This window comes from Bifidobacterium sp. ESL0690, assembly GCF_029392315.1.
Classification (GTDB): domain Bacteria; phylum Actinomycetota; class Actinomycetes; order Actinomycetales; family Bifidobacteriaceae; genus Bifidobacterium.
This window is the reverse complement of sequence record NZ_CP113939.1, coordinates 1,167,034-1,189,829: the sequence shown is the minus strand read 5'-3', so window position 1 is coordinate 1,189,829 and position 22,796 is coordinate 1,167,034. Positions and strand designations below refer to the sequence as shown.

The following is a 22,796-nucleotide window of genomic DNA, read 5'->3' as shown; positions in this document are numbered from 1 at the left end:
AGAACTGTGCCGTTATTTTAATTACGCCTTATACCGTATTGCTTCAATAAAAGCAGACGTGTCGCTATGATGGCATGTTGGTATATTTGGCCGCAATTTCGTGATAGCAACAGGATAGGTAATAAGGTATGGCAATCGAGGCGCAAGGGCTGGAAATTCAGATCGGGGCACGAACGCTGCTCAATCCCACTGATTTTCATGTGAGCAAGGGCGACAAGATCGGCCTGGTCGGACGCAACGGCGCCGGCAAGACCACCCTGACCCGTGTCATTACCGGCGACCTGCTCCCCACGGCCGGCAAGGTGCGCATCTCCGGCAAGCTCGGCTATCTGCCGCAGGACACCCACGCCGACGACCCCGATCAGACGGCACTTGACCGCATGATGAGCGCACGCGATATCGCCGCCATCATCAAGCGCATGCGCAAGGCCGAAAAGGAAATGACCAACGAAAACCCGAAGGTCATGGAAAAAGCGATGGACAAGTATGACAAGGCCATGCAGGCGTTCGAGAAGGCCGGTGGCTACGCAGCGCAGTCCGAGGCGATTTCCATGGCGGCGAGTCTTGGTCTTCCCAATGAGACGATGCAGCAGCCCATCGGAACGCTTTCCGGCGGCCAGAAACGACGCATCGAACTGGCGCGTATTTTGTTCTCCGATGCTGACACCTTGATTCTTGACGAACCGACCAACCATTTGGACGCGGATTCCATCGAGTGGCTGCGCGGCTACCTGAAGCGCTTCGAGGGCGGGTTCCTGGTCATCTCCCACTCCACGGAACTGCTGGATGAAGTGGTCAACAAGGTCTGGCACCTGGACGCGCAGACCGCGCAGATTGACATGTATTCGTTGGGTTGGAAGGCCTATCTGAAGCAGCGCGTGGTGGATGAGGAACGCCGACGCCGTGAGCGCGAGGTGGCCGAGAAGAAGGCCGCACGTCTGATGAAGCAGGGCATTCGTCTGCACGCCAAAGCGACCAAGGCCGTCGCGGCACAGAACATGATGCGTCGTGCGGAGCGTCTGCTTTCGGAGACCAGCGAGGCCGAACGGCAGGAGAAGGTCGCGGACATCCGCTTCCCTGAACCGGCTCCATGCGGCAAGACACCGATCATGGCCAAGGAGATATCCAAGGCGTTCGGTTCCAACATCGTCTTCAGCGGCATCAATCTGGCCATCGACAAGGGTTCGCGTGTGGTCATCCTAGGCTACAACGGCGCGGGCAAGACCACGACGCTGCGCATTCTGGCCGGCGAGGACAAGCCCGATACCGGCGAAGTCGTCTACGGACATGGTTGCAAGATCGGCTATTTCGCACAGGAACACGACACGTTGGAGATGGATGCGACCGTGCTCGAGAACCTGCAGCACGTCGCCCCTGACCTTGACGACACCCACGCCCGTTCGATTTTGGGCAGCTTCCTGTTCTCCGGTGACGATGCGTTCAAACTGGCCAAGGTGCTTTCCGGCGGCGAACAGACGAGGCTTGCGCTGGCGACGTTGGTGACTTCACGCGCCAACGTGCTGCTGCTCGACGAGCCGACCAACAATCTCGACCCGGTTTCGCGTGACGAGATTCTCAAGGCCATCGCCAAATACGAGGGCGCCATCATTCTGGTCACCCACGACGAGGGCGCGGTCAAGGCCCTCAACCCGGAACGAGTGCTGCTGATGCCTGACGGCGACGAGGACCTGTGGAGCGACGATTACCTCGACTTGGTCGCCGAAGAATAACAACAAACGCAATAGATAAGCTACGATATGAGATAGCAATAGATAGCGAGCGGCAGACATCATCGTTTGCCGCTCTATTCGGATAAAGCGGAAGGCACATGATGGACGAGGTAACGATGACGGAACTGATGCGCAAATCGATGCTGCAACGGCGGGCCTACAGCGTCGAGACCGTGCGCGGTATGGAACGTCCGTTGCTTGATCGGGGCGTGCCGCTGATGCGCATGGCCGCCTCGGCGGCGGCAAGGGTGACCGCCGAACTGCTTGACGAGCATGATATCGATATCGACGGGTCCAAAATCGTGCTGCTCGCCGGTGCCGGGGACAATGGCGGAGACGGGCTTTTCGCCGCCGCACAATTGGCTCGCGCCGGTGCCCAGGTTACGGCCATTGCCGTCGGAAAATCGTTGCATTTACAAGGTCTACTGGCTTTCACCCGCAGCGGTGGACGGTTGCTGATCATCAATCCTGAAGCCGATATCCCAGGTGTTGCGGCCGGCTTTGGTGCCGGTGAGGCGGGAGAACGGCTCCAAGCTGCCATCGAACTGACTCAACAGGCCGATGTGGTTCTCGACGCGATGACCGGTATCGGTGTGCAAGGAGCCTTGCGAGGGCCTGCCGCAACCATGGCGAATATCCTTCATCCCACCAACGATGATGGGACGGAAACGGAGATGCCGAATTCCGTTGCCGGCACCGAACAAGAGCAGAAGCCGCTTGTGGTCGCCATCGATACGCCTTCCGGCGTCGGCGTGGACGACGGCACGTTGCCCGGCAGCTATATTCCAGCCGATGTCACGGTGATGTTCGGTGCGATGAAACCCTGCGCAATGCTGCCCCCTGCGGCTTTCGCCTGTGGTCGCGTGATCCTTGTCGACTTCGGTTTCGACATCACCTACGCCTACCCCGTCGTCTCATCCATCGACGAGACCGCCGGCAGCACGATACGACTGCCGAAACCATCCGATTCCAAATACTCACGCGGCGTCGTCGGACTGATTACAGGCTCGGCAAAATACCCGGGTGCCGCTGTGCTGAGTTCCTCAGCAGCCGTCCGTTCCAACATCGGTATGGTGCGTTATATGGGACCGGTGAATGCGTCCGATATGGTACTGCGGAATTCCCCCGAAATCGTTCTCGGCAAAGGCCGTGTTGAAGCCTGGGCCGTCGGTTCCGGCGTTCCGACAGCGGCCGCCGTAAGCGATGCCGATAATCAGAATTCCAACAGACACGGTCTACCCGGCTCCGACGGTCAGCGCGAAGCCATCGCGGCGTTGCTCAAGCATTATACATTGCCGAACGAGAACGTTCGCAAGACAACTGGCGAAACCGAAATCCCGGTCCACGATCTGGACAAGGAAAAAACGTCACGCACTACCGAACAGACCGAAATCGTTTGGGGCGCCACCGACCCGAGCATCGATTACGAGCGCGAGCCTTGGTTCATGCCGCCGATCTGCGTCGATGCGGGCGCACTTGATCTGTTGCCCGAACGCGTGCCGGCTCATGTCATCATCACCCCGCATGCCGGCGAACTTGCGGCGTTGCTGAGCCGCCGCGGCGAAGACGTTGACACGGCAGACATCACCGCTGAACCATGGCATTGGGCCAAACGGGCGCATGAGCTGACCGGTGCGACCGTGCTGCTCAAGGGCGCGGTGACCATTGTCGTCGGCGATTCAAATGTTGCAGGTCTTCCCGCCGGACCCGAAGCAGAAACCGGAAACGGCGACGGCACACGCAGGATGACCACAACCTGCATTTCCGGCAGCGGGCCCGCTTGGCTGGCAACGGCCGGAGCCGGGGACGTGCTGGCAGGGGTCATGGCCGCAATGTTGGCACAGCAAGGTGACGGCGCATTGCAGCACGACCCGAGTCTCGACATCATGACCGCCGCCAGTGCAAGCTATATCCACGGTTACGCCGCAAGTCTGGCCTCCGAGTCCGACCAGCACGGCTGGGAGCCTCCCGAGATTTTCGACGCGGACGGCACCATCACGCCGGAAGGCAAGCCGGGGCATCCGATTGTGGCGACCGACGTCATCGCAGCATTGCCTCAAGCATTCGATGAATTGTTGCAGAACTAGGTATAATATGGTCAATTGACCAGTTTTGATAATACCAACGTATAAAACCAAACCAGGGAAGAAACGGGAAACAATGATGAATAACGTTGATGACAATGACGTTGCCAACCGGAACAGCGAAATCCACGATGTCATGTTCGACTTCTGCGGCGTGCTCGTCGAACTGAACTATCGGCCGTGCCTCCAAGGCCATTTCCCGCAGAAATTCGTTGACACCCTGTGCGCGGACGAAGACGACATCTACGGGTTCTTCGCCGCCGAGGCTCGTATGGATGCGGGCGACGATTTCGCTGATGTCATCAAGGATTATCACCAGCAATACGGCGAGGATCTGGCCAAAGCGTTCACCTATTACATCGAGCACTATGACGATGCCCTGCCGAAAATGATCGACGGGATGGAAGCGCTGCTGACGGATCTGCGCAAGGCCGGTTATGGCGTCTGGGGGCTGACCAATTGGTCGCACGAAACGTTCCATCTGGCCTTCGAAAAGTTCCCGCAGCTGGAACGCCTGCTGCAGGATACGGTGGTTTCGGGCGTCGAGAAGATGCACAAGCCGAACGCCGACATCTTCAACCTTGCCTTGAACCGTTTCGGGCTCAATCCAGTGCAAACGGTATTCTTCGACGATACGCAAGCCAATGTGGACGGCGCGAAAGCCGTTGGCATCCAAGGTGTACATTTCAACGATGCTTCCAACGCACGGAAAGAGCTGCAGCGTCTGGGCGTAAAAATCTGAACGTTACCGAGATATTTGTATCTATTTACGCGTTGAAATTTTGACGTGGTCGGCAACGACAATATCAGTGTCAGAAGTTGTTATAAGTTAATCCGCTCGATACACACTTTGTTATAAACTTTGGATATGACACTGCTGCAGCTGAAATATATCGTCAAAATCGTGGAGTGCGGCTCGATGAACGAAGCCTCGCACGAGCTGTATGTCTCCCAGCCCGCGCTGAGCTCGTCCGTCAAGGAGCTTGAGCACGAGATGGGCATCGAGATCTTCACCCGCTCGTCACAAGGCATCGCGCTCACCGTTGACGGTGCCGAATTCCTCACCTATGCGCGCCAAGTACTTGATCAGGCCGAGCTCATGGAGGAGCGCTACAAGCACGCCAAGCCGCGCAAGCAGCTGTGCAGCGTCTCGACCCAACACTATATGTTCGCCGTCGAAGCCTTCGTCGAAATGATTAATTCCATCGAATCCGACGAATACGAATTCACCATCCGTGAGACCCGCACGCGCGACATCATCGACCAGGTCGCCAACATGCTTTCCGAAATCGGCATCCTTTACCTTTCCGATTTCAACAAGGACGTCATCGGCAAGCTGCTGCGTGGTAAGCATCTCGAGTTCCATCCGCTTTTCCGCGCGCCTTTGCATGTCTTCATTTCACGCGACAATCCGCTCGCGACAAGGAAAAAGGTCACGATGGACGACCTCAAACCGTACCCGTTCATCCAATACGAACAGGGTGAGGAAGGCAGCTTCTACTTCGCCGAGGAAGCGGTCTGGCCCAAGGACTCCCCCAAGCTCATCACCGTCACCGACCGCGCCACGATCCTGAACTTCATCATCGGGCTCAACGGCTACACGGTGTGCACCGGCATCGACAACGGCGACCTCAACAACGAAAAGATCGTCACCGTCCCGCTCGACACCGACGAGACCATGCTGCTCGGCTGGATCACCAACGAACGCGCCAACCTCTCCAACGCCGCCGAAAGCTACCTTGCCAAGCTCAAGTCGGTCATCGCCAGCCACGGCTACACATTGATCAACGATTGATGGGCAAGCGTCGGACAGGTACCAGACAACCGCTTCGCATGCCCGTGCGCCGATTAGGCGTCGGATAGGCGACAAACGAACGCAACACATGGGCAAAGCACAATACCGATATCGATCAATTTTCTGCAGGATTGAGTGGCAAATATCCGACATGTCCAAAATTCAAAAAGCCGTGGCACAGTCGGCGCAATTGCCTAAAATTGAACTGTTCACACTATCATCCGGTTCTTCCGAATGTAGCGCAATGAAGCATTACTGACACTGAAAGGAATCCCTATGACCGGAACTGGCCTCAAAATCGACGACGATGAGCGCAAAATCCTGCAAACGTGGACGCAATTGGACGAGGACCTTGCCGACTGTGATCCGAAGCTGGCCGACGCCGTTCTATCGACCCGACTTGGCATGGGCCGCGGCGATATGCCTCGCAACAGTTATTGGCAGGACCCTGAGGGCATCGATGTAATCGCCGATATCCCCTATTGCGGAAGCGCCGACCAAATTCGCGGCCATAAGCTCGACCTTTACCTGCCTCACGACGCGGTGGTGCGCGCGGGCAAATCCCTTCCTGTCTATATCGATATCCATGGAGGCGGATTCGTTTACGGCTACAAGGAGCTTAACCGTAACTTCAACACCCACTTGGCAGCAGAAGGTTTCGCCGTTTTCTCGCTGAATTACCGGCCGATGCCGCAAACGGATTTCTTGGGACAGCTTGCCGACATCGAAGCCGCTTTCGCTTGGATTTCGGCGCATTTGGACGATTACCCGGTCGACCGGAATTCGATTTTCATCACCGGAGATTCGGCCGGTGGCACGTTGGGACTTTACTCCACAGCCATCGAACGCTCCGAAACAATGGCCGAAGCACTGGGCATCAAGCGCACGGGCCTAAACATCAAAGGTGCCGTCTACATTTCCGGCCTGTTCGACATTGCTGCCTACACGCCGGGAGCGCAACAGAATCCGATAACCTCCGAAAAAGCCGACACCAGCACCCTTTCGACAATCGCACCGTCGTTCTTCGGTCCTCTTATCAAGAAAGCCGGCGATTGGACCAACCTGGATTATTTGTGCCGCAATGTGGATTTGCCGCCGCTGTTCCTCAATACGTCGAATGATGATTTCATCCAAACCGAGACCATGAAATTGAGTACGGTCTTGAGCGCACATGGCCGCGATTTCTACCTCAACAACCCCCATACGCAACCCGGTGAAACCTTGGGACACGTCTATCCGGTTTGCATGACATGGCTGGAGGAAAGCGCTGCAGCCCTGCAAAAAATTCGCGATTTCTCATACCGTCAGCTCTAAATCTGCGTTTTATCTGCAATCTGAGTTTCCTGGCACCGTTCGTCGGGAAACTCAGCGAACCGGTGGCCCTGACGAGCCTCGGACGACAAGACGTGTCGGGAACAGTTTCTGTTGGATATGTGTTTCCCCTTTGATCTGCCGCAACAGCACATTGACCATTTCTCGGCTTTCGTCCTGAACCGGCTGTTCAACAGAAGTGAGGTCGAAGGCAGCGGCAAGATCATGCCCATCGATGCCGACAACGGAAACCTCATGTCCGGGCAAAATCCCACGATTGCGCAAGGCCTGTATCGCCCCCATCGCCATCTCGTCGGATGACGCGACGATGGCGGTGATATCGGGACGCCGATCCAATAAAATGTTGGTGGCGATAAACCCGTTTTTAGCCGTCATGATATCGGCCGGTGACTCCATGTCCGGACCACATTCAAGCCCGTGACTTTTAAGACTTTCGATCCATGCATTTCGACGGCGCTGGGTCGGCGCGCTCGGGCATTTGTCATTGGTCATGCCCGAAAGATGCCCGATCACCTTGTGACCAAGCCCGATAAGATGCTCACAGGCCATCTCCATCGCCTGCTCGTCATCGATGCCCACATGTGAAAATCCCGGCTGAATCACTGAAAGGAAAGCAACCGGGACATCCAACGAACGAAGCTGTCGGACTTCTTCATCGTCGAAGAAAAGCGACAAAACCGCGACGGCATCGACCTTGCTGCGCAGCACTTCGGGATTGAACCGCGGTCTTCCGCCGGAAACATAATCGGGCAGCGAATAAACCAACGCGTCATAGTTCATGGTTCTGAGCAGCAGTTCCGCCGCCTCCACCGCGTTGGCGAAAAACCAACGGGAGACATCAGGCAGTACCAATCCCACCGATTGCGTCGAGCCGCTGGCAAGGGACATTGCGCTATGGGAGGGTGAGTAGCCCATGGAACGGGCGACCGAAAGAACCTTACGCCGGGTTTCATTGCTCACCCCGGACAAACCGTGAATGGCACGGGAAACCGTGGCCGTAGAAACTTTCGCTTCGACGGCCACGTCTTCTATTCTCGCTTTTGCGTTCGTCTTTGAAACCATGCACACCACCATCCATCAATGTCGTTCAATTGTATATCGATTTATGTGTGCGCGGGCGGAAAGAACGGGTCAGATTCCGACCAACGGCTTAAACCTGACGGGATTCTCCCTCGACGAGAAGGCTTACGGGACTGCCGGCCAAACGACGAAGCTTGACGCCGCCGCCATCGAGCCAGACCTCGATCAGCGACCCCCGTATCTTCAAACGGTAGGTCATGGATCGCCAGGTTGGCGGCAGATGAGGATCTATCGAAAGCTGACACCCACCTGAATCTCGAAAACCACCGAAGCCTGCAACCACGGAAAGCCAGACGCCACCAGCCGAGGCAAGATGGATGCCATCCCTCGTATTGCGATGCAGATTGGCGACATCCGCATACAGCGAACGCCGGAAATACTGCATGGCCAAGTCCTCATAGCCTACTTCCGCAGCGATGATGGCCTGGGAAGAAGCCGAAAGCGAGGAATCCTGAATGGTCAATGGGTCGTAGAAGTCAAAATCCCGGCGCTTGGCATCGATATCGAACTGCGATGAAAGCAAATACAGCGCAAGAACGGTATCGGTCTGTTTGAGGATACGGCGACGATACACATTGATGGGATGGTAATGGAGGAACAACGGTTGTTTGATGTCTCCCTCACCATTCCAAGGTTCGCGCGACAGCACATCGGCATCCTGCAAATGGATCCGACGGGACGGGTCGTAAGGCAACTTCATAGCGTCGGCCGCCTTCAGCCAATCCGCAGGTTCGTTCTGTCCAATGGAAAGACGCTTGCCGGCAGCGAGTCTGCTGTCAGGGTCCAGCTGGTCCAATGCCCGGGCGGCTGCACGAAGGTTGAACTGCGCCATGGCATTGGTGTAATAGTTGTCGTTGACCATGACGGTGTATTCGTCGGGCCCGGTGACTGTATTGATATGGAACGCGCCGTCTTCACCGAAGAAACCGAGACTTGCCCACATCCGTGCCGTCTCGACCAACAAGTCCACGCCCTCACGGGCAAGAAACTCCCGGTCGCCACTGACCGCAGTGTATTGGCATACCGCATAGGCGATGTCCGCATCGATATGATATTGCGCGGTGCTGGCCACGAAGTATCCCGATGCTTCCTCGCCGTCGATGGTGCGCCATGGGAACAGGGCTCCGTTCACATCCAGCATCTTCGCACGTTTCCGAGCGGCCGGCAACATGCGAAAACGGTAGGAAAGAATGTCCCTTGCACGTTCAGGGAACGTATAGGCGAGGAACGGAAGAATGTAGGTCTCGGTATCCCAGAAGTAATGGCCGGAATAACCTGTGCCACTCATTCCCTTGGCGGAGACGCCATTGGGGATGAACATGGTGGCCTGGGCCAGCTGGAACAGTTCCCAGCGCAGGATCTGTTCGGTGCGTCCTTGGCTGTCGTCCTCGATGGAGATATCCGCAAGATCCCAGAATTCGGAAAGACATTGTTCCTGTTGCGAGCACAACGCGCGTTCACCTTGCCCGCGAGCCCATCGCAGTGTTTCGGCGCAACGTTTCACCAACTCCGAGAAGTCCGTTTCTTGCGAAACGACGACCTTAAGCCCTTCGGGAATGCCTACCGGTTCAATATCCTGCGAATTGTAGGAGGCGTAACGAACCAGCGTTTGTTCCACCCCATCGCGCAAATCGACATCGAACGAAGACGGAACGGATATGCCATCAAGGAACTGCGAAAAGCCGACGGCCATCGCCATCCCGGAGTTGACACAATGATAGGCCCCGTAGGTCTCGTTGTTATCGTTACAGGTGAAACCATCAACGTCAAGATGTCTGAGCCCGTTGTCGGCCGCGCAACGAACTCTTGCACGTTCAACGGATTCTCCACTCTGCACGTCCTCGACATTGATCGGTGCCTCAACAGAAAGATGAAGGTCGGCGCCGACGGCGCGCAAACGCACCGTGACCGTCATCAGATCCCTGCGGAACAGGCAGACCATGGTCGTGATATCAATTTCCAGACATGCACCGTCTTCGAGTGCATGCTTATAGAAGCGGGTTGCGCTCCCCTTTTTGAAGTCGATTTCCTGCCATATCCGGTCATCGCCGGAAAGCTCACGGCCGTCTACGCTGAAGCGAAAATCACAGACATCGGGAACGCCTTGGATGGTCTGACCGACACGCGAGTACCCGTGCGCATTCTCGTTGTGGCTGATGGGTGAGGTCTCATGAAACCCGTTGAGAAACGTGCCCGACCCCAAGCCTCTTGGCTTGCCGGAATCACCGCGAACACCGATGCAACCGTTGGAAAGCGAGAACAATGTTGCGCTCTCCTCGTCGGTTGATCCGTAACGGACGAATTTCCAAGGGTCGATCGGATAGCGTTTTTCGTCCATGGGCTGCGAAGGAAGATGCTGCCACAGCTCCCATTCATCGGAGTTTGTATTCTGCCCCCGATGAATGGGAGCTGTGGCATCTTCCGAGTCAATCTGTTTGCTCGGATGCTGAGTCACAATCCATCAGCCCTTTACCGCACCGGCAAGCATGCCACGTACGAAGTAACGCTGCAGGAAGAGGAACACCAGCACAGGAACAATCATGGCGATGAAGGCTCCAGGAGCCAACAGGTACCATGCGGATCCGCGGGAGCCGACCATATCGGAAAGGCGTGCGGTCAACGGTGCCGTCGAAGCGGTGTTGCCGGTGAACGCCAAAGCGACAAGCAGGTCGTTCCAGACCCAGAGGAACTGGAAGATTGCGAAGGAAGCCGTGGCCGGAACCATCAACGGCAGAACCACCTTGAGGAAGATCTGCACATCACCTGCGCCATCGACCCTGGCTGCTTCGATAAGCTCCCTGGGGATATCGCACATGAAGTTATGCAGCATGAAGATGGCAAGCGGGAGACCGAAAATGGTATGCGTCAGCCAAATGACCCAGAAGGTGTTGTTGATGCCCCAGTTCACATACTGCGTGAGCAGAGGAATCATCGCGACCTGCACCGGGACGACCTGCAGCGAGAACACCGCGATGAAGAGGATATTCTTGCCGGGGAAATCGCACCATGCGAAAGCATAGGCTGCGAGCAGGGCGAGGCTAATCGGGATGAGGACGCCGGGGATGGTGATGACAAACGAGTTCGTCAGATAGGCGCCCAGATTGTAAGTGCCGCCGAGAACGGTTTTGTAGTTTGCCAGGCCGAAATCGGACCAGTTCTTGGGCAGAAGGCTCGTCCACCAACCCGAAGTGGAGATGGCAAGTCTGTTCTGCCTGAAGCTGGTGACCAGCAGGCCGACAGTTGGAATGGTCCACAATACCGCGATGATAATGGAAATCGCAGTGGCCCAAGGCGAGGAAAGCTTGTTCTTGGTACGAATCAAAGCCTTCTCACGACGTGATATTCTTGCTTTTTTCTTCTCACTCATCGTACATCCTGCGACTTTCTCAACTGCCTGACATTAAAGACGACCACCGGAATGACGATGATGAACATCAGCACCGCCAATGCCGCGCCAAGTCCCGTATTCTGGTTCAGGAACGACTGCGTATAGAATTCGTTCGCTATGACGGAGGTGTCATAGTTGCCGGCTGTCATGGTTCGCACGATATCGAAGGACTTCAAGCCTGCCATCGCGACGGTGGTGATGACCACGACGATGGACGGACGAATCATCGGAATCGTCAGATAGATGAATTGCTGCCATGCATTCAGACCGTCAAGACGCGCCGCCTCAACCAAATCCTCGGGGATTCCCTTGATGGCTGTGGATAGCACGGTCATCGCATAACCCGCCTCAATCCAGATCATGACGAAAATCAGGAGGAATGTATTCAACGGTGCATTCATCAGCCATTGAGGCGCTCGCACCGTATGCCCGAACAGTTTTGCAACCCAGGTATAGACGGCCGAAAGCAAGCCGACTCGCTGATCATAAACGAATTTCCAAATGATGGAAGCGCCGACCATTGAAATGGCCATGGGCAGGAAGATCAGGGTCTTGGCGAGCTTTTCGAAACGCGTACGATCGACAACCACCGAATAGATCAAGCCAACGGCGGTGGAAAGCAACGGTACCAGGACCGTCCATAATACAGAGTTCAAGAGCACACGCAGGAATTGCGGCTCAGTGAAAATCTGGATGTAATTGGCCCATCCGACGCCTTGCGTTCCGTCACGGCCGTAGAACGAGTTCTTGAAAGTGACAATCGCAGGATAAATCAAACCAAAGCAAATCAATATGATCGCCGGGAACAGGAACATAGCGGCCACACCCCAAGACGGCATATGCTTCGGCAGGTTGGTGAGGAAAAGGACCAAGCCCACAACGGCGACAAACAAAAGGATTGCAATTACCATCAACAGCAGTTTTTGAAGATCTGTCGATGGATGCATCAATACATTCATGGTACTGCCTCCCAGCAGCTCATGGAATGCGGCCTGATGCAAAATCGGCATCAGGCCGCACCCAACATCATTCAATTAACACACGTTATATTGTTTATTAATCTGAAGCCCAACCTGTTGATCGGCGTAAAACCAATCAACAGGTTTTTACTTCAGAAAAGCATGTGTCAGTTGACATCCCTCTGCCAAGAAGCCTCAATCTGGTCCAGAGTTTCCTTTTCGGACTTGTTCTGGGCGAAGTACTCGGTCATCTTCTTCCAGAAGCTGCCTGCACCGACCTCAGAAGGCATCAGATCAGAACCGTCGAAACGGAACTCGGTCTTGGGATCGACCAGGGTCTTGTAGGAGAGCTTATCGAGCTGAGAGCCCAACAGCGAGACATCCAGACCCTTGTTCGGATAGACCCAGCCACCCATCTGACGGGCACGTTCGTTGGCCCAATCAGGCGAGGAGAGATAGGTGAGCAACGCATTGACTTCAGGACGGTTCGCGAACGAGATGGCGAAGTCGCCGCCGCCGAGGACAGGCTTGGAATCCTTGGTCTTGCCAGGCATCAGGAACACCCACGCGTCACCGTCGGGAGCAATCTTGATATCAGGATTGGCGGACTTGAAGTTGGTCTGATAGAACGGCGCCATGTGCATCATATAGCCCTTGCCGTTGAGCAGAGGCGTACCGGCGTCCTGCCAAGCAGTCGAGGCGATGGACTGAGAATCACCCAAGCCGCCGTTGACATAGTCGTTGTTCTTGAGGATCTTGCCAATTTGCTCGAAGGAAGCAAGAATCTTCGGATCGTTGAACGGAATCTCGTGGGAAACCCACTTGTTGTACGTATCGACATCGGTGAAACGAATGACCGCATCCTCGAGCCAATCGGTTGCAGGCCAACCGGTGCTGGCGCCGCCTTCGATGCCGACCGACCAAGGCTTGGCATCCGTGCCCTTGGTGTCCGCAGCGATCTTCTTGGTGAGAGTCATCATCTCATCCCAAGTCTGCGGAACCTTGTAACCCTTCTCCTTGAACTTCTTCGGGGAATACCAGATGAAGGACTTGGTGGAAGCATCCAACGCGATGCCGTAGATCTTGCCGTCTACCGAGCTGTATTCCTGCCAATCCTTGGAATAGTACTTATCGATATTGGCTTTCACCGAATCAGGCATGACCTTGGTCTTGCCGGTTTTCACCATGGTCTTCAACATTCCAGGCTGAGGAACAACGGCGATATCAGGGGCCGAACCCGACTTTACACGCACAGGAAGCTGTACGGAAAGCTCGGAAGAACCTTCGTACTTGACATTCGCGCCGGTGCAATTACGGAACTTGTCGAACGACTTGTTGGTAGCGTCACCTTCCTCGTCCATCCAGCCCGAGAACATCGTGACGGTCTTGCCCTTGAGGTTACCGTACTTCTTGAAAACCTTGCAGTCGCCACTACTACTGGCAGCATTGTTTCCCTGAGTCGAGGAACCGCCCGAACCGCACGCAGCCATTCCCGTAAGCATTGACAGACTGGCAACAGCAGCCAACGCCTTGACAACCATGTTCTTTTTCACTTCTCTACCTCCTTGTAGTCGATGTACTCTAGTGCACATCGCTGGTTACATGGTAAGCGCTTACGCAAATTTTTGCAAATTACAATAGTGGAGTTTCTAATATTACATAAAATAAGTAAGTGTCTAGAAAACCATGCATGTTATTTTTTGCCTGGCAACGCAAACAAACCGAAAGAATACCATCAGGAAAGTTCGATTTTCGCTGTCAACAGCTGGTGATCGGACAAATCGGTCGGAATCATTTTCGCTTCCAGTAACCGGATGTTCTTGGAAAGGATGATGTTGTCGACGCTATTGACCCTCATATTCTCGTCGATGCCCGAGAACGTGTCGTACCAGACTCCCCCATTCCCGTTGGAAAGGGTGAACTCATCGCGCAGAAAATCAAGTTCCTTCGTGCTTTGATCGACGTTCAGGTCCCCGGCCAATATAGTGTAATCCGCGGAGTCCTTGCGCAGCATGTTTCTCAGCTGTACAAGCTGGGTATGCCTAAGGGCCTCGGTTTCGAAGCTCAAGTGCGTGGCGTAGAACGCCAACGACTTATCGCCGATTTTGAATTCGCTGCGAATCGCGACACGCGGCTCGATTGAAGTGGTGCGGCGGTTGAATTCCTTAAGCGCTTCGAGCGTTTCCGGCTTTTGCGGATCATAGTCGTTGTAGCACTTGTGCAGTTCGGCTATTGTCTCCGGCTTGGCGTCTTCGGAATACAGCTTTATGGTTTCGCTACCTTGCACCGGAATCTCGCTGACCATGCCTATGCCCATGGTACCGTGTGCAAATTCAATCGAAGGAGCATAGCGATAATCGGCAAAACTGTTGTTGCCTTTGGTGAACGCGGAAAGGCTGTTGAACCGATCCGGGCCGAAACGGTAATTATCGAAATTTATCTCCTGCAACGCACAGATATCAACCGAATTCTCCTTTAAAAGACCGGCCTGCGCCTCACTGTCATTGGGAATCGTGCACTGCAGATTGAACGTTCCTATCACCAATTCGGTCATTATCGCTCCTTTGCAACCGACTGAGATATTGCTACGAATATATCGACGAGTTCTTCGGCCCTTCGGTTCTTCTCCATCGCCTAAAGTCAAAAGCCCGCCACCAAACTATAGTAAGCGCTTACGTTTTATCACGCAAACGTCGCGTGCCCCTCTGTTTCTTTGCTTATTCAACATTGCGGAGTCTCAATCTTCTGGACAATAGTCGGTGCGAAATGGAAAGAACAGATACAACACGGACTATTAACAATCAATACAAGCACGACAAAGCAGCAGACGTAAGTCTGCGCATCATCACTGGCGAAAGCCGTCCGATATATTCGGTATCTCGAGCATTCAGATCGAAAGACTTCATTTGCTCCACTTGTACGAAGCCGGAAACTTTTCCATATTTAGCATCATGCCCATTCAATAACGAATCTTCTATATTAAAATGCAAGGGAAATCCATTATTCCCATTACTTATCGGACACACTATCTGTAAATTGCACTCTTTGTTGAAATCATCGTTGCTTATCACTACGGCATAGCGTCTTTTGGTTTGTTCGTGTCCTTTTGGAGGATGGAAATCGGTACATATAACATCACCCTTGAAAAACTGCATTACCATATCTCCTTCCCAACAGGAGCTCCAGTGTCCCACTCTTCGCCTCGATAGGAACCCGTATAGCCTTTGAACAGATCCCTAAGTACCGGAACATCGTATTTGCCGACCTCTACAGTCCGAACCGTACTTGGCGTCAACACGATGGAACCATCTTTATAAGAGATATCCAGCTCCGTACCTTCCGAAATCCTTGCCTCGTCTCTGATTTCCTTGGGAATACGAATCCCCTCGCTATTGCCCCACTTTGCCACTGTTACTTTCGGCATAGGCGCACCTCTTTCCAAGACTTGTGTACACATAAGTATATCCTTTCTTCGCGGTTAAGCAATTTCTAAATTCAACACTTGCAAAAAGGATATTGACTTTCCATGCCCTAAACAAATCGAAGAAACGAAAATGTGGATAAGTGGACAGCTGCCCGATTATCCACATATCAATAGACGAGTCTGCGCCGATGCCAGTAATTCCGATTAGCTGCTTCGCTAAAAGTTACCTAAGTTACTTACGGTTAATCGGGCCGCCGATATCGCCGTATTTCTTGCCGGCGTAGGCACTGTAGACGGCGAATACCACTACTATGACCAAACCGACAGCAAGTACAGCATACAATTCAATGAAGCGGAATGAATGCGCAACGATGCCGATAAGTATCAGAGCAATGCCGCCGATAATAAATTCCAGACCGCCGAAACGCTGGCAACGGCGCCAGGACTCGCGGCTTTTAAAGGCTCCACGCATACGCATACCGGACCATCCGTTCGGCTTTGTGCTTGGCAAGACATTCCCGATAACAATGAAGACGAAACCTGTAGCAACGTTCACAATCGGATTCAACGGTATGCTGGACGCCGTGCCTCCCCTACTGAAACCGTCTGCAATCTCCCAGATAGTCATGACGTTGAACACCGCGAACATGCAACATCCGCCTAGGGCCCATACCCGCACGGTCGCCTGTGGACTCATATTCGAACCCGACTGTTTATGTGCAGAACGTTCAAGGGGAATCTCACCTAGAAGCCATCCTATACATATCAGTAATGTCGACAGAGGTAAAATGAGTTCTTCATATTTGCTGCCCCAGCGGTCCAGCTCACCACTGGCGTTGTAGTGCGCAGGCACGATCCCCGGCAAATAGGGTAAGGCGAGCAGAACGATTATCAACGGCAACAAAGCAAGGATCACCATCGCGATATTTTGCTTTTTCGCGCCGGCTATCACCGCTTTCCAGCTGGTACGTTGCTCGATATCCGTGGATTTATTCTCACCCAGTTGTTGAACTTCAGTTTTCTTATTTCTGCGCTTTCTCATCTCTCACCGCTTCAGTTGCAATTGTTCTCGAATCAGATAAAGTTGTTTTACTTCTCGCTGGCTTTGTTGTATAACGCGAAGCCTTGGAAACGGCATTGTTGCGCTGTAGCTCTTTCATCCAGACGATGGTGTCGTCAAGGACGGTCAGGTTCGGTTCGTACCAGATGGTCGTGCCGTCCCGGCTGTCGGTGACCAGCTCGGCCTCCTTGAGCTTGCGCAGATGATACGAAAGCCTTGACGCCGAAAGTCCTGTTGCCTCCGCGAGCTCTCCGGCGTTCATAATCCTCTGTCGTAGCAACTGAAGAATTTCCCGTCGCGCCGGATCGGACAGCGCCGACAAAGTAGTCTGCACTCCCATATCCCCTCTTTTCGTCATTTACACGACTATATATTTCAAATTGTTTTGAAATATATAAACAGATTACAGCTTTTTTACCTCTAATTCAACTTATTTTGAAATATATTTCATCAGAATTGACAGTCTTTGACCAATGATGTACAGTTTCTTTTACATAGTCAAGTCTACTTTACTATAAAAATGAGCAAATCAGTCAAGGGAAGACAAAGGAGGCATGATGAATATCAAGGATCGCGCTTCATTCGATACAACGGACAAGAAACCTACGGAAAATGTCAGCAATACTGCAAAGGCGACGGAACCAGACACTTTACAGACCAGCAAATTCGGAACCCGCACCGTTTTCGGAGGCGGAAAAGCCGCACTCTGGAGTATCTCAATCGCCATCGGGTGTGTTCTCGGACTGATCGTAGGTGTAGCCGTGTTCCTGCTCAACACCAACCTAGGCAAAGACAGATTGGTCGCGGGCATCCTCAGTGGAGTTGGAATCGCAATCCTTGCTAGCACGTTTGCGTTGGATGCCCTGGCTGATAAACGTTCCGTGAAGGGCTCCGGCCCCGAAGTCACCAGCGAAGAGAACATCGAACATTCATGGTTTAAAAGCGCAAAAAGCTGGGGTTTCGATGCGATGATCATCAGCGATTTCGTGGTCCTTTTCCTTCTCAAGTTCGCGGCCAACCCCATTGACGTGAAGATTGCCTACCTAGCTGTAGCTGCGAGTCTGATAGTCGGGTTCCTCATAACCGCAGGCCGGTATGCCTACCTAGGTTTCAAAAACGCATAACGAAAATATCTTCAAGACACGCACTGAGACAGCAAGAGAGGAATTTATGGACAACCAAAAGCAACATGATGTGAACGAATTGCATGAAGAATCAACGAAAACACATGACGCATCGTCAAATTCAACTCGAATTCCATCGAAAACCAGTTCCTTTGGAACACGCACCATTTTCGGTGGAGGCAAGGTTGCGCTTTGGGGCACCTTCATCGCCATCGGCTGCGCACTGGCGGCGATTGCAGTTGCCTGCGTCTGTCTATTCGGACCTAAATCGGACTCCAAAACCCAGATGGTGACCATTACCGTTTTGGACCTTCTCATCACATTCATCGGTACTCTCTTCGCATGGATCGTACTTGTCGATAAACGAACAATGAAGGAGTTTGAAGAGCACAGCGAGGAGAGCGTTGAAAACTCATGGCTACAGGAATCGATGACTTTCGGCTTCATCGCAATGCTGGTCGTCAACGTCATATTCTTATTCGCCTTGGAATTCATAGCCACAAAACCAATCAGCGTTGACACATGCCAAAATCTCATCAACGCTGACATATGCATAGGTCTCGTCGCCTGGCTTGGAGGATATGCCATCCTGCGTTGGAGAGGCATCCGATGAAGAACGACCTCACCCAGCTGAGAGCAGAACGCCACCTTTCGCAAGAAGCACTGGCACAAGCCGTTGGGGTAAGCCGTCAGACCATCATCTCCATAGAAAAAGGCCGTTTCGACCCTTCCCTACCACTGGCGTTTCGCTTGGCACAACTGTTCAATTGCAGCATCGAGGATATCTTTACGCTGGAAACATGAACAATCAATCAACTCATAAAAAGCGAGCGCAAGCTCCGGACTCGAGTAACGTTAACAATGTCATCAATCCATAAGTGACATCCTGCTCAAGCTTGATGATTATTCGCCGGAATCCTTACGTCTTGACAAAAAATCATGAAGATTTGGCTTAGAACTGGCCTTTTTAGACTTAGGATTCTTGGCTTCCTCATCACGTTCATCGGCAAGCTTTTCAGCTAATTTGTCACGGCTTTCTTTGATATTCTCACCAAGTTGACCTGCGTAATCGCCGACGAATCCGGCACCTTCTCCGATTTTCTGGCCTGCACCTTTACCCAGTTTTACAGCGCCACTACCAATCTGCTTGGCACCCTGACCGATTCCTGCGGTAGTGTCCACAATGAGTTTGCCGGCAGCGTCCTTCCAGCGTGGAGCCATCTTAATCTCGACAGAATCCGCGTCAACACCGATCGCCACAGCGAATCCAGACAGACGTTGGTTGACATCTTGCAGATTTTTCAACGCCCCCTTTACAGCATTGGGATGCCAAACCTTCTGAGACCGTATGCCATCCGCAGAACCATGAATGCTCTTGCTGAATTCTCCGAATTCGCCAGCGATATCATACAAACGCTTTTGACGAGCAGCATTGATACCTTCCTTGTACTGTTCAACTTCCTGAGGTTGCTCATCAAGCACACGATCCAACTCAATGACATACAGCTCATCTTGCGCCTGTATCGATTTGCCGATAACGAACATCCAATCAGTGGCGTCCTCAAGCAATTGTTCTGATAGCTTTTCAGCCTTGCCTGCGTCTTTTTCGTCAGCAAGCTTGTTGACAAGGTTCCTGATCTTCACCAAGGCATAACTCTGCGCACTCGCCAAATCCATAGGGCAATCATCGACTTTTGACCAAGTCGTATCAGCTATTACTCCGACTTTGTCGTAAATGGTCTTGGTCTCATCTATCATCCGGGCCGCACCCATCAGATTCGCAATCGTCTGGTCTTTTTGATCTTGCAACAAATCGTCGATTTTGCTGTCGATCTCATTGAGGTAGTCGGTAATCTCTTGCATCGACTGTTCAAGCGCCATCTGTGTCATAACAGCGCCTGCACCAGCCAACATTTCAGGGTTCGCCAGTGAAGAGGCTTTTGTCAAATCCTCGAATTTGAGATGACTGATAATTTTGCCGTGTTCACCACGCACCACGCCTGTACCAGTTGAACCATACTTCTTAACCTGTGCAGCCGACTCTTTGGTCAATTTCACCCAGCGACCACTTTGCGCAGAGGTATTGGCAAGCGTCTGAAGCCCATTGCCACATGCCTGTACCGCACGCTGAGCCATAGCCTTTGCATTCTTATCGAGTCCAGTCTGCTTCAACCATTCGTCAACTACTGAATCATCGCCAAGAACCATGATTCCGCTGTCATCTTTGACGATTTGAATCGATTTATTATCATCTGGATTTGGAACGATATCTTCCGAAATCATTGAATCTTCTCTCTAAACAGCATTAAAACGCGGACAGACTAAACAGATAAGCAAATAAGGTTATTTGCCAACAACAGCAATGAACACACTGTTGTATAGCTTGCCGGCACGCTTCTCAAGCTCTCTGACTTTCTTGATGTCATTGCCTTTGGCTTCTTTTACGAATTTGGCACCAGTACGTATCCTATCCAGCTCGACTCGCCATGCGGAGATTGGGGCGTCATCGGCTAGCATCGAGGAACGTGTTTGAATCAATTCCTCGACAGCGTCGCATTGATTCTCGACTTTTGAAAGCGGGTCGTACTTGTCCGGAAGGTGAATCTTCTTGGTGAGCTCGATGAACTTGTCAGAGAATTGCTGTTCTTTCAACCACTCCACAACTTGCTTCACCTGGTCGGCAGAAATCACCTGCCCCAATATATTGACGATATCGACAGCTGTGCTCAGTTTCCCAAGGACTTTCCCTTTTGTCGCTTTTGGCTTTGTTACCGGCTTCTTTGCAGTAGTCATCACATCTCTCCATGATCGATAGTATTTTCTGCTAGAACTTATTATCGCATCACGAAACCGATAAACGCAAATGGCCTCGATAACTCGCTTATTTCTTCGGCGCGTAGATGACGTTGTCGATGAGGTCCTTGTAGTAGTCGGTGATGACCTGACGCTTGGCCTTGAGGCTTGGGGTGAGCATGCCGTTGGCCTCGGTGAATTCGTCGGGGACGATTTCGAACTTGCGAATGGATTCGGCGCGAGAGACCAGCTCATTGGCCTTGTTGACGGCACGCTCGACTTCGGCGCGGACAATCGGGTTTTCGCCGGCTTCCTTCAAATCCTTGACCGGTTCGGCACCTTCGGACTTGAGCCAAGCGTTCGTCTCCTGCAAGTCGAGAGAGATGATCGCGGCGATGAACGGCTTGCGGTCGCCGACCATAACGCACTGACTGACCACGGGCGAGGTCATGACGGAAGTCTCGACTTCAGCGGGCGAAACGTTCTTGCCACCGGCGGTGATGATGATGTCCTTCATACGTCCGGTCAGCGTCACGAAACCGTCGGAATCAATGGAGCCCAAATCGCCGGTATGCAGCCATCCATCGACGATTTGTTCCTCGGTAATCTCTGGATGATTGTGATAGCCGACGCAAACCGCGCGGCTCTTGATGCATAGCTCTCCGATGTTGCTGACACCGACGGACACGCCCTGCAGCGGGATGCCCACGGTGCCGATCTTATAGCCCTTCGTGGGGTTGACCATCGCTGGTGCGCAGGTTTCAGTCATGCCGTAGCCCTCGAGCAAAGGCAGACCCACACCGTTGAAGAAGTGCGCAATGGTCGCGTTGAGCGGAGCGCCGCCGGAGACCGCGTATTCGACCTGTCCGCCGAAAATCTGCATGATGGTCGAATAGACGAGCTTGTTGTAGACGGCATGACGGATTTGCAACGCACGTGGGATAGGTTTGCCTGATTGCTGAGCCTTCGACCAAGCGATGGCCGTTTCGGTCGCGTGTGAGAAAACGCGTCCTGCAACACCAGAACCAGCCTTCTGCGAAGCAGCGTTATAAATCTTCTCGAAGATACGCGGAACGGCAAGGATGAACGTCGGCTTGAATGTGCGGAAATCCGCCAGAATGGTCTTGAGATTGCTCGACAGGCCTAGCGTCACGGTACCAGCGAAGCAAACAAGCTGCATGAATCGGGCGAAGACATGCGCCAGCGGCAGGAACAGCAGCAGCCTACGCCCGGGCTTGTTGAGGATGTCGCCCATGGACTGCACGCCTGAAATGGTGATGAACACGAAATTCGAATGGGTCAGCTCGATGCCCTTCGGTGTTCCAGTAGAACCCGACGTATAGACGATAGTGGCCAGGTCGCTGCCCTTGACCGCCTTTTCTCGTTGCCAGAATTCGTCATCAGTGACGCCCTGGCCAAACTTTTCGATGGTCTCGATGGCACCGGCAGTGATGACATACACATCTTTGAGATCGGCGCAGAAATCACGTACGGTATCGATTTTGTCACGCTGCGCATCGTCTTCGGCGAAAGCCATCTTGACATTGGAATCGTTGAAGATCATCTGCACTTGAGACGGCGAATTGGTCTCGTACACAGGAACGGTGAGCGCACCGATCGACATGATGGCGACGTCAAGCGCCGTCCACTGCCAAGACGTATGCGCGATAATCGCAACGGAATCCCCCGGCTTGACGCCACGGGCAATCAAACCTTTGGCAAGCCCGATGACCTTGTCACGGAACTGCGTCGCCGTAAACGACTGCCACTTGCCGTCGTCGCCGACATATTCGACCAGCGACTCGTTCGGGGTACGCTCGGCACGATCGTCAAGCAACGTGAAGATGTTCCGGTCACTTTCGATCGGACTCACCAGCGGCTGTGTGTATTCCTGTTGCATGACTCTCCCTCGTTGAAGCGACGCTATAGTATACGTTACCGTAGCCGATAGAATAAAAGCAGACAAAGCCACTAATATTGTTCATTATTGACCAGGAAAACATATATTATATGCCTACAAATTTTTA

Annotated in this window: 21 protein-coding genes; 8 read left to right on the top strand and 13 right to left on the bottom strand. The window is 53.2% G+C overall.

Features of this window, described 5'->3' with window-relative positions; translation table 11 throughout:
- Positions 1–128 precede the first annotated feature (128 nt).
- The 5 genes from OZX62_RS04770 to OZX62_RS04750 all read left to right on the top strand — a co-directional run bounded on the left by OZX62_RS04770 (position 129) and on the right by OZX62_RS04750 (position 6,923).
- Positions 129–1,730: an ABC-F family ATP-binding cassette domain-containing protein gene (locus OZX62_RS04770; RefSeq protein ID WP_277176876.1), complete on the top strand. Its 1,602-nt coding sequence runs from the start codon at positions 129–131 to the stop codon at positions 1,728–1,730.
- Between the two features lie 98 nt (positions 1,731–1,828).
- A complete protein-coding gene (locus OZX62_RS04765; protein ID WP_277176875.1) occupies positions 1,829–3,817 on the top strand; it encodes a bifunctional ADP-dependent NAD(P)H-hydrate dehydratase/NAD(P)H-hydrate epimerase in 1,989 nt (662 codons plus the stop codon).
- A 73-nt stretch (positions 3,818–3,890) separates the two neighbouring features.
- Positions 3,891–4,556 (top strand): HAD family phosphatase, encoded by a 666-nt coding sequence (locus tag OZX62_RS04760; protein WP_277176874.1) that lies wholly within the window; start codon positions 3,891–3,893, stop codon positions 4,554–4,556.
- Between the two features lie 126 nt (positions 4,557–4,682).
- Positions 4,683–5,609, top strand: a complete 927-nt coding sequence (locus OZX62_RS04755; protein WP_277176873.1) for a LysR family transcriptional regulator — start codon at positions 4,683–4,685, stop codon at positions 5,607–5,609.
- A gap of 276 nt (positions 5,610–5,885) precedes the next feature.
- Positions 5,886–6,923: an alpha/beta hydrolase gene (locus tag OZX62_RS04750; protein ID WP_277176872.1), complete on the top strand. Its 1,038-nt coding sequence runs from the start codon at positions 5,886–5,888 to the stop codon at positions 6,921–6,923.
- A 51-nt stretch (positions 6,924–6,974) separates the two neighbouring features.
- On the opposite strand, the gene OZX62_RS04745 is transcribed toward OZX62_RS04750, so the two are convergent.
- The 10 genes from OZX62_RS04745 to OZX62_RS04700 all read right to left on the bottom strand — a co-directional run bounded on the left by OZX62_RS04745 (position 6,975) and on the right by OZX62_RS04700 (position 17,192).
- Entirely contained in the window at positions 6,975–7,964 is a 990-nt protein-coding gene (locus OZX62_RS04745) for a LacI family DNA-binding transcriptional regulator (RefSeq protein WP_277176871.1), read from the bottom strand.
- A 127-nt stretch (positions 7,965–8,091) separates the two neighbouring features.
- A complete protein-coding gene (locus tag OZX62_RS04740) occupies positions 8,092–10,476 on the bottom strand; it encodes a glycosyl hydrolase family 65 protein (protein WP_277176870.1) in 2,385 nt (794 codons plus the stop codon).
- 6 nt (positions 10,477–10,482) lie between these two features.
- Positions 10,483–11,388: a carbohydrate ABC transporter permease gene (locus OZX62_RS04735; RefSeq protein ID WP_277159221.1), complete on the bottom strand. Its 906-nt coding sequence runs from the start codon at positions 11,386–11,388 to the stop codon at positions 10,483–10,485.
- A complete protein-coding gene (locus OZX62_RS04730; RefSeq protein ID WP_277176869.1) occupies positions 11,385–12,320 on the bottom strand; it encodes a sugar ABC transporter permease in 936 nt (311 codons plus the stop codon). Before OZX62_RS04730 ends, OZX62_RS04735 begins: the two co-directional genes overlap by 4 nt.
- Positions 12,321–12,535: 215 nt before the next feature.
- Entirely contained in the window at positions 12,536–13,921 is a 1,386-nt protein-coding gene (locus OZX62_RS04725; RefSeq protein ID WP_277176868.1) for an ABC transporter substrate-binding protein, read from the bottom strand.
- Between the two features lie 182 nt (positions 13,922–14,103).
- Entirely contained in the window at positions 14,104–14,922 is an 819-nt protein-coding gene (locus OZX62_RS04720; RefSeq protein ID WP_277176867.1) for an endonuclease/exonuclease/phosphatase family protein, read from the bottom strand.
- Positions 14,923–15,169: 247 nt separating this feature from the next.
- Positions 15,170–15,529 carry a type II toxin-antitoxin system PemK/MazF family toxin gene (locus tag OZX62_RS04715; RefSeq protein WP_277176866.1) on the bottom strand — a complete coding sequence of 120 codons (360 nt, stop codon included), beginning with the start codon at positions 15,527–15,529 and terminating at the stop codon, positions 15,170–15,172.
- The gene (locus tag OZX62_RS04710; RefSeq protein ID WP_277176865.1) at positions 15,523–15,792 is read right to left on the bottom strand and encodes an AbrB/MazE/SpoVT family DNA-binding domain-containing protein; all 270 of its coding nucleotides are present in this window, start codon (positions 15,790–15,792) and stop codon (positions 15,523–15,525) included. The genes OZX62_RS04715 and OZX62_RS04710 overlap by 7 nt, the downstream gene beginning before the upstream one ends.
- 232 nt (positions 15,793–16,024) lie before the next feature.
- Positions 16,025–16,834 (bottom strand): DUF1648 domain-containing protein, encoded by an 810-nt coding sequence (locus tag OZX62_RS04705; RefSeq protein ID WP_277176864.1) that lies wholly within the window; start codon positions 16,832–16,834, stop codon positions 16,025–16,027.
- On the bottom strand, positions 16,815–17,192 hold the full coding sequence (locus tag OZX62_RS04700; protein WP_277176863.1) for a metalloregulator ArsR/SmtB family transcription factor: 378 nt from the start codon (positions 17,190–17,192) through the stop codon (positions 16,815–16,817). Before OZX62_RS04700 ends, OZX62_RS04705 begins: the two co-directional genes overlap by 20 nt.
- A gap of 214 nt (positions 17,193–17,406) precedes the next feature.
- Here OZX62_RS04700 and OZX62_RS04695 point away from each other — a divergent pair, with 214 nt between their 5' ends.
- The 3 genes from OZX62_RS04695 to OZX62_RS04685 are packed head-to-tail and all read left to right on the top strand — an operon-like array spanning position 17,407 to position 18,780.
- On the top strand, positions 17,407–17,976 hold the full coding sequence (locus OZX62_RS04695) for a hypothetical protein (protein ID WP_277176862.1): 570 nt from the start codon (positions 17,407–17,409) through the stop codon (positions 17,974–17,976).
- A gap of 46 nt (positions 17,977–18,022) precedes the next feature.
- Positions 18,023–18,589, top strand: a complete 567-nt coding sequence (locus OZX62_RS04690; RefSeq protein WP_277176861.1) for a hypothetical protein — start codon at positions 18,023–18,025, stop codon at positions 18,587–18,589.
- Positions 18,586–18,780 carry a helix-turn-helix transcriptional regulator gene (locus OZX62_RS04685; RefSeq protein ID WP_277176860.1) on the top strand — a complete coding sequence of 65 codons (195 nt, stop codon included), beginning with the start codon at positions 18,586–18,588 and terminating at the stop codon, positions 18,778–18,780. Before OZX62_RS04690 ends, OZX62_RS04685 begins: the two co-directional genes overlap by 4 nt.
- 99 nt (positions 18,781–18,879) lie before the next feature.
- Here the strand turns inward: OZX62_RS04685 and OZX62_RS04680 are convergent, their stop codons facing one another.
- The 3 genes from OZX62_RS04680 to OZX62_RS04670 form a co-directional block, all read right to left on the bottom strand.
- Entirely contained in the window at positions 18,880–20,259 is a 1,380-nt protein-coding gene (locus OZX62_RS04680) for a hypothetical protein (RefSeq protein WP_277176859.1), read from the bottom strand.
- 60 nt (positions 20,260–20,319) lie between these two features.
- Positions 20,320–20,769: a hypothetical protein gene (locus OZX62_RS04675; RefSeq protein WP_277176858.1), complete on the bottom strand. Its 450-nt coding sequence runs from the start codon at positions 20,767–20,769 to the stop codon at positions 20,320–20,322.
- A gap of 88 nt (positions 20,770–20,857) precedes the next feature.
- A complete protein-coding gene (locus OZX62_RS04670; RefSeq protein WP_277176857.1) occupies positions 20,858–22,669 on the bottom strand; it encodes an AMP-dependent synthetase/ligase in 1,812 nt (603 codons plus the stop codon).
- Positions 22,670–22,796 lie beyond the last annotated feature (127 nt).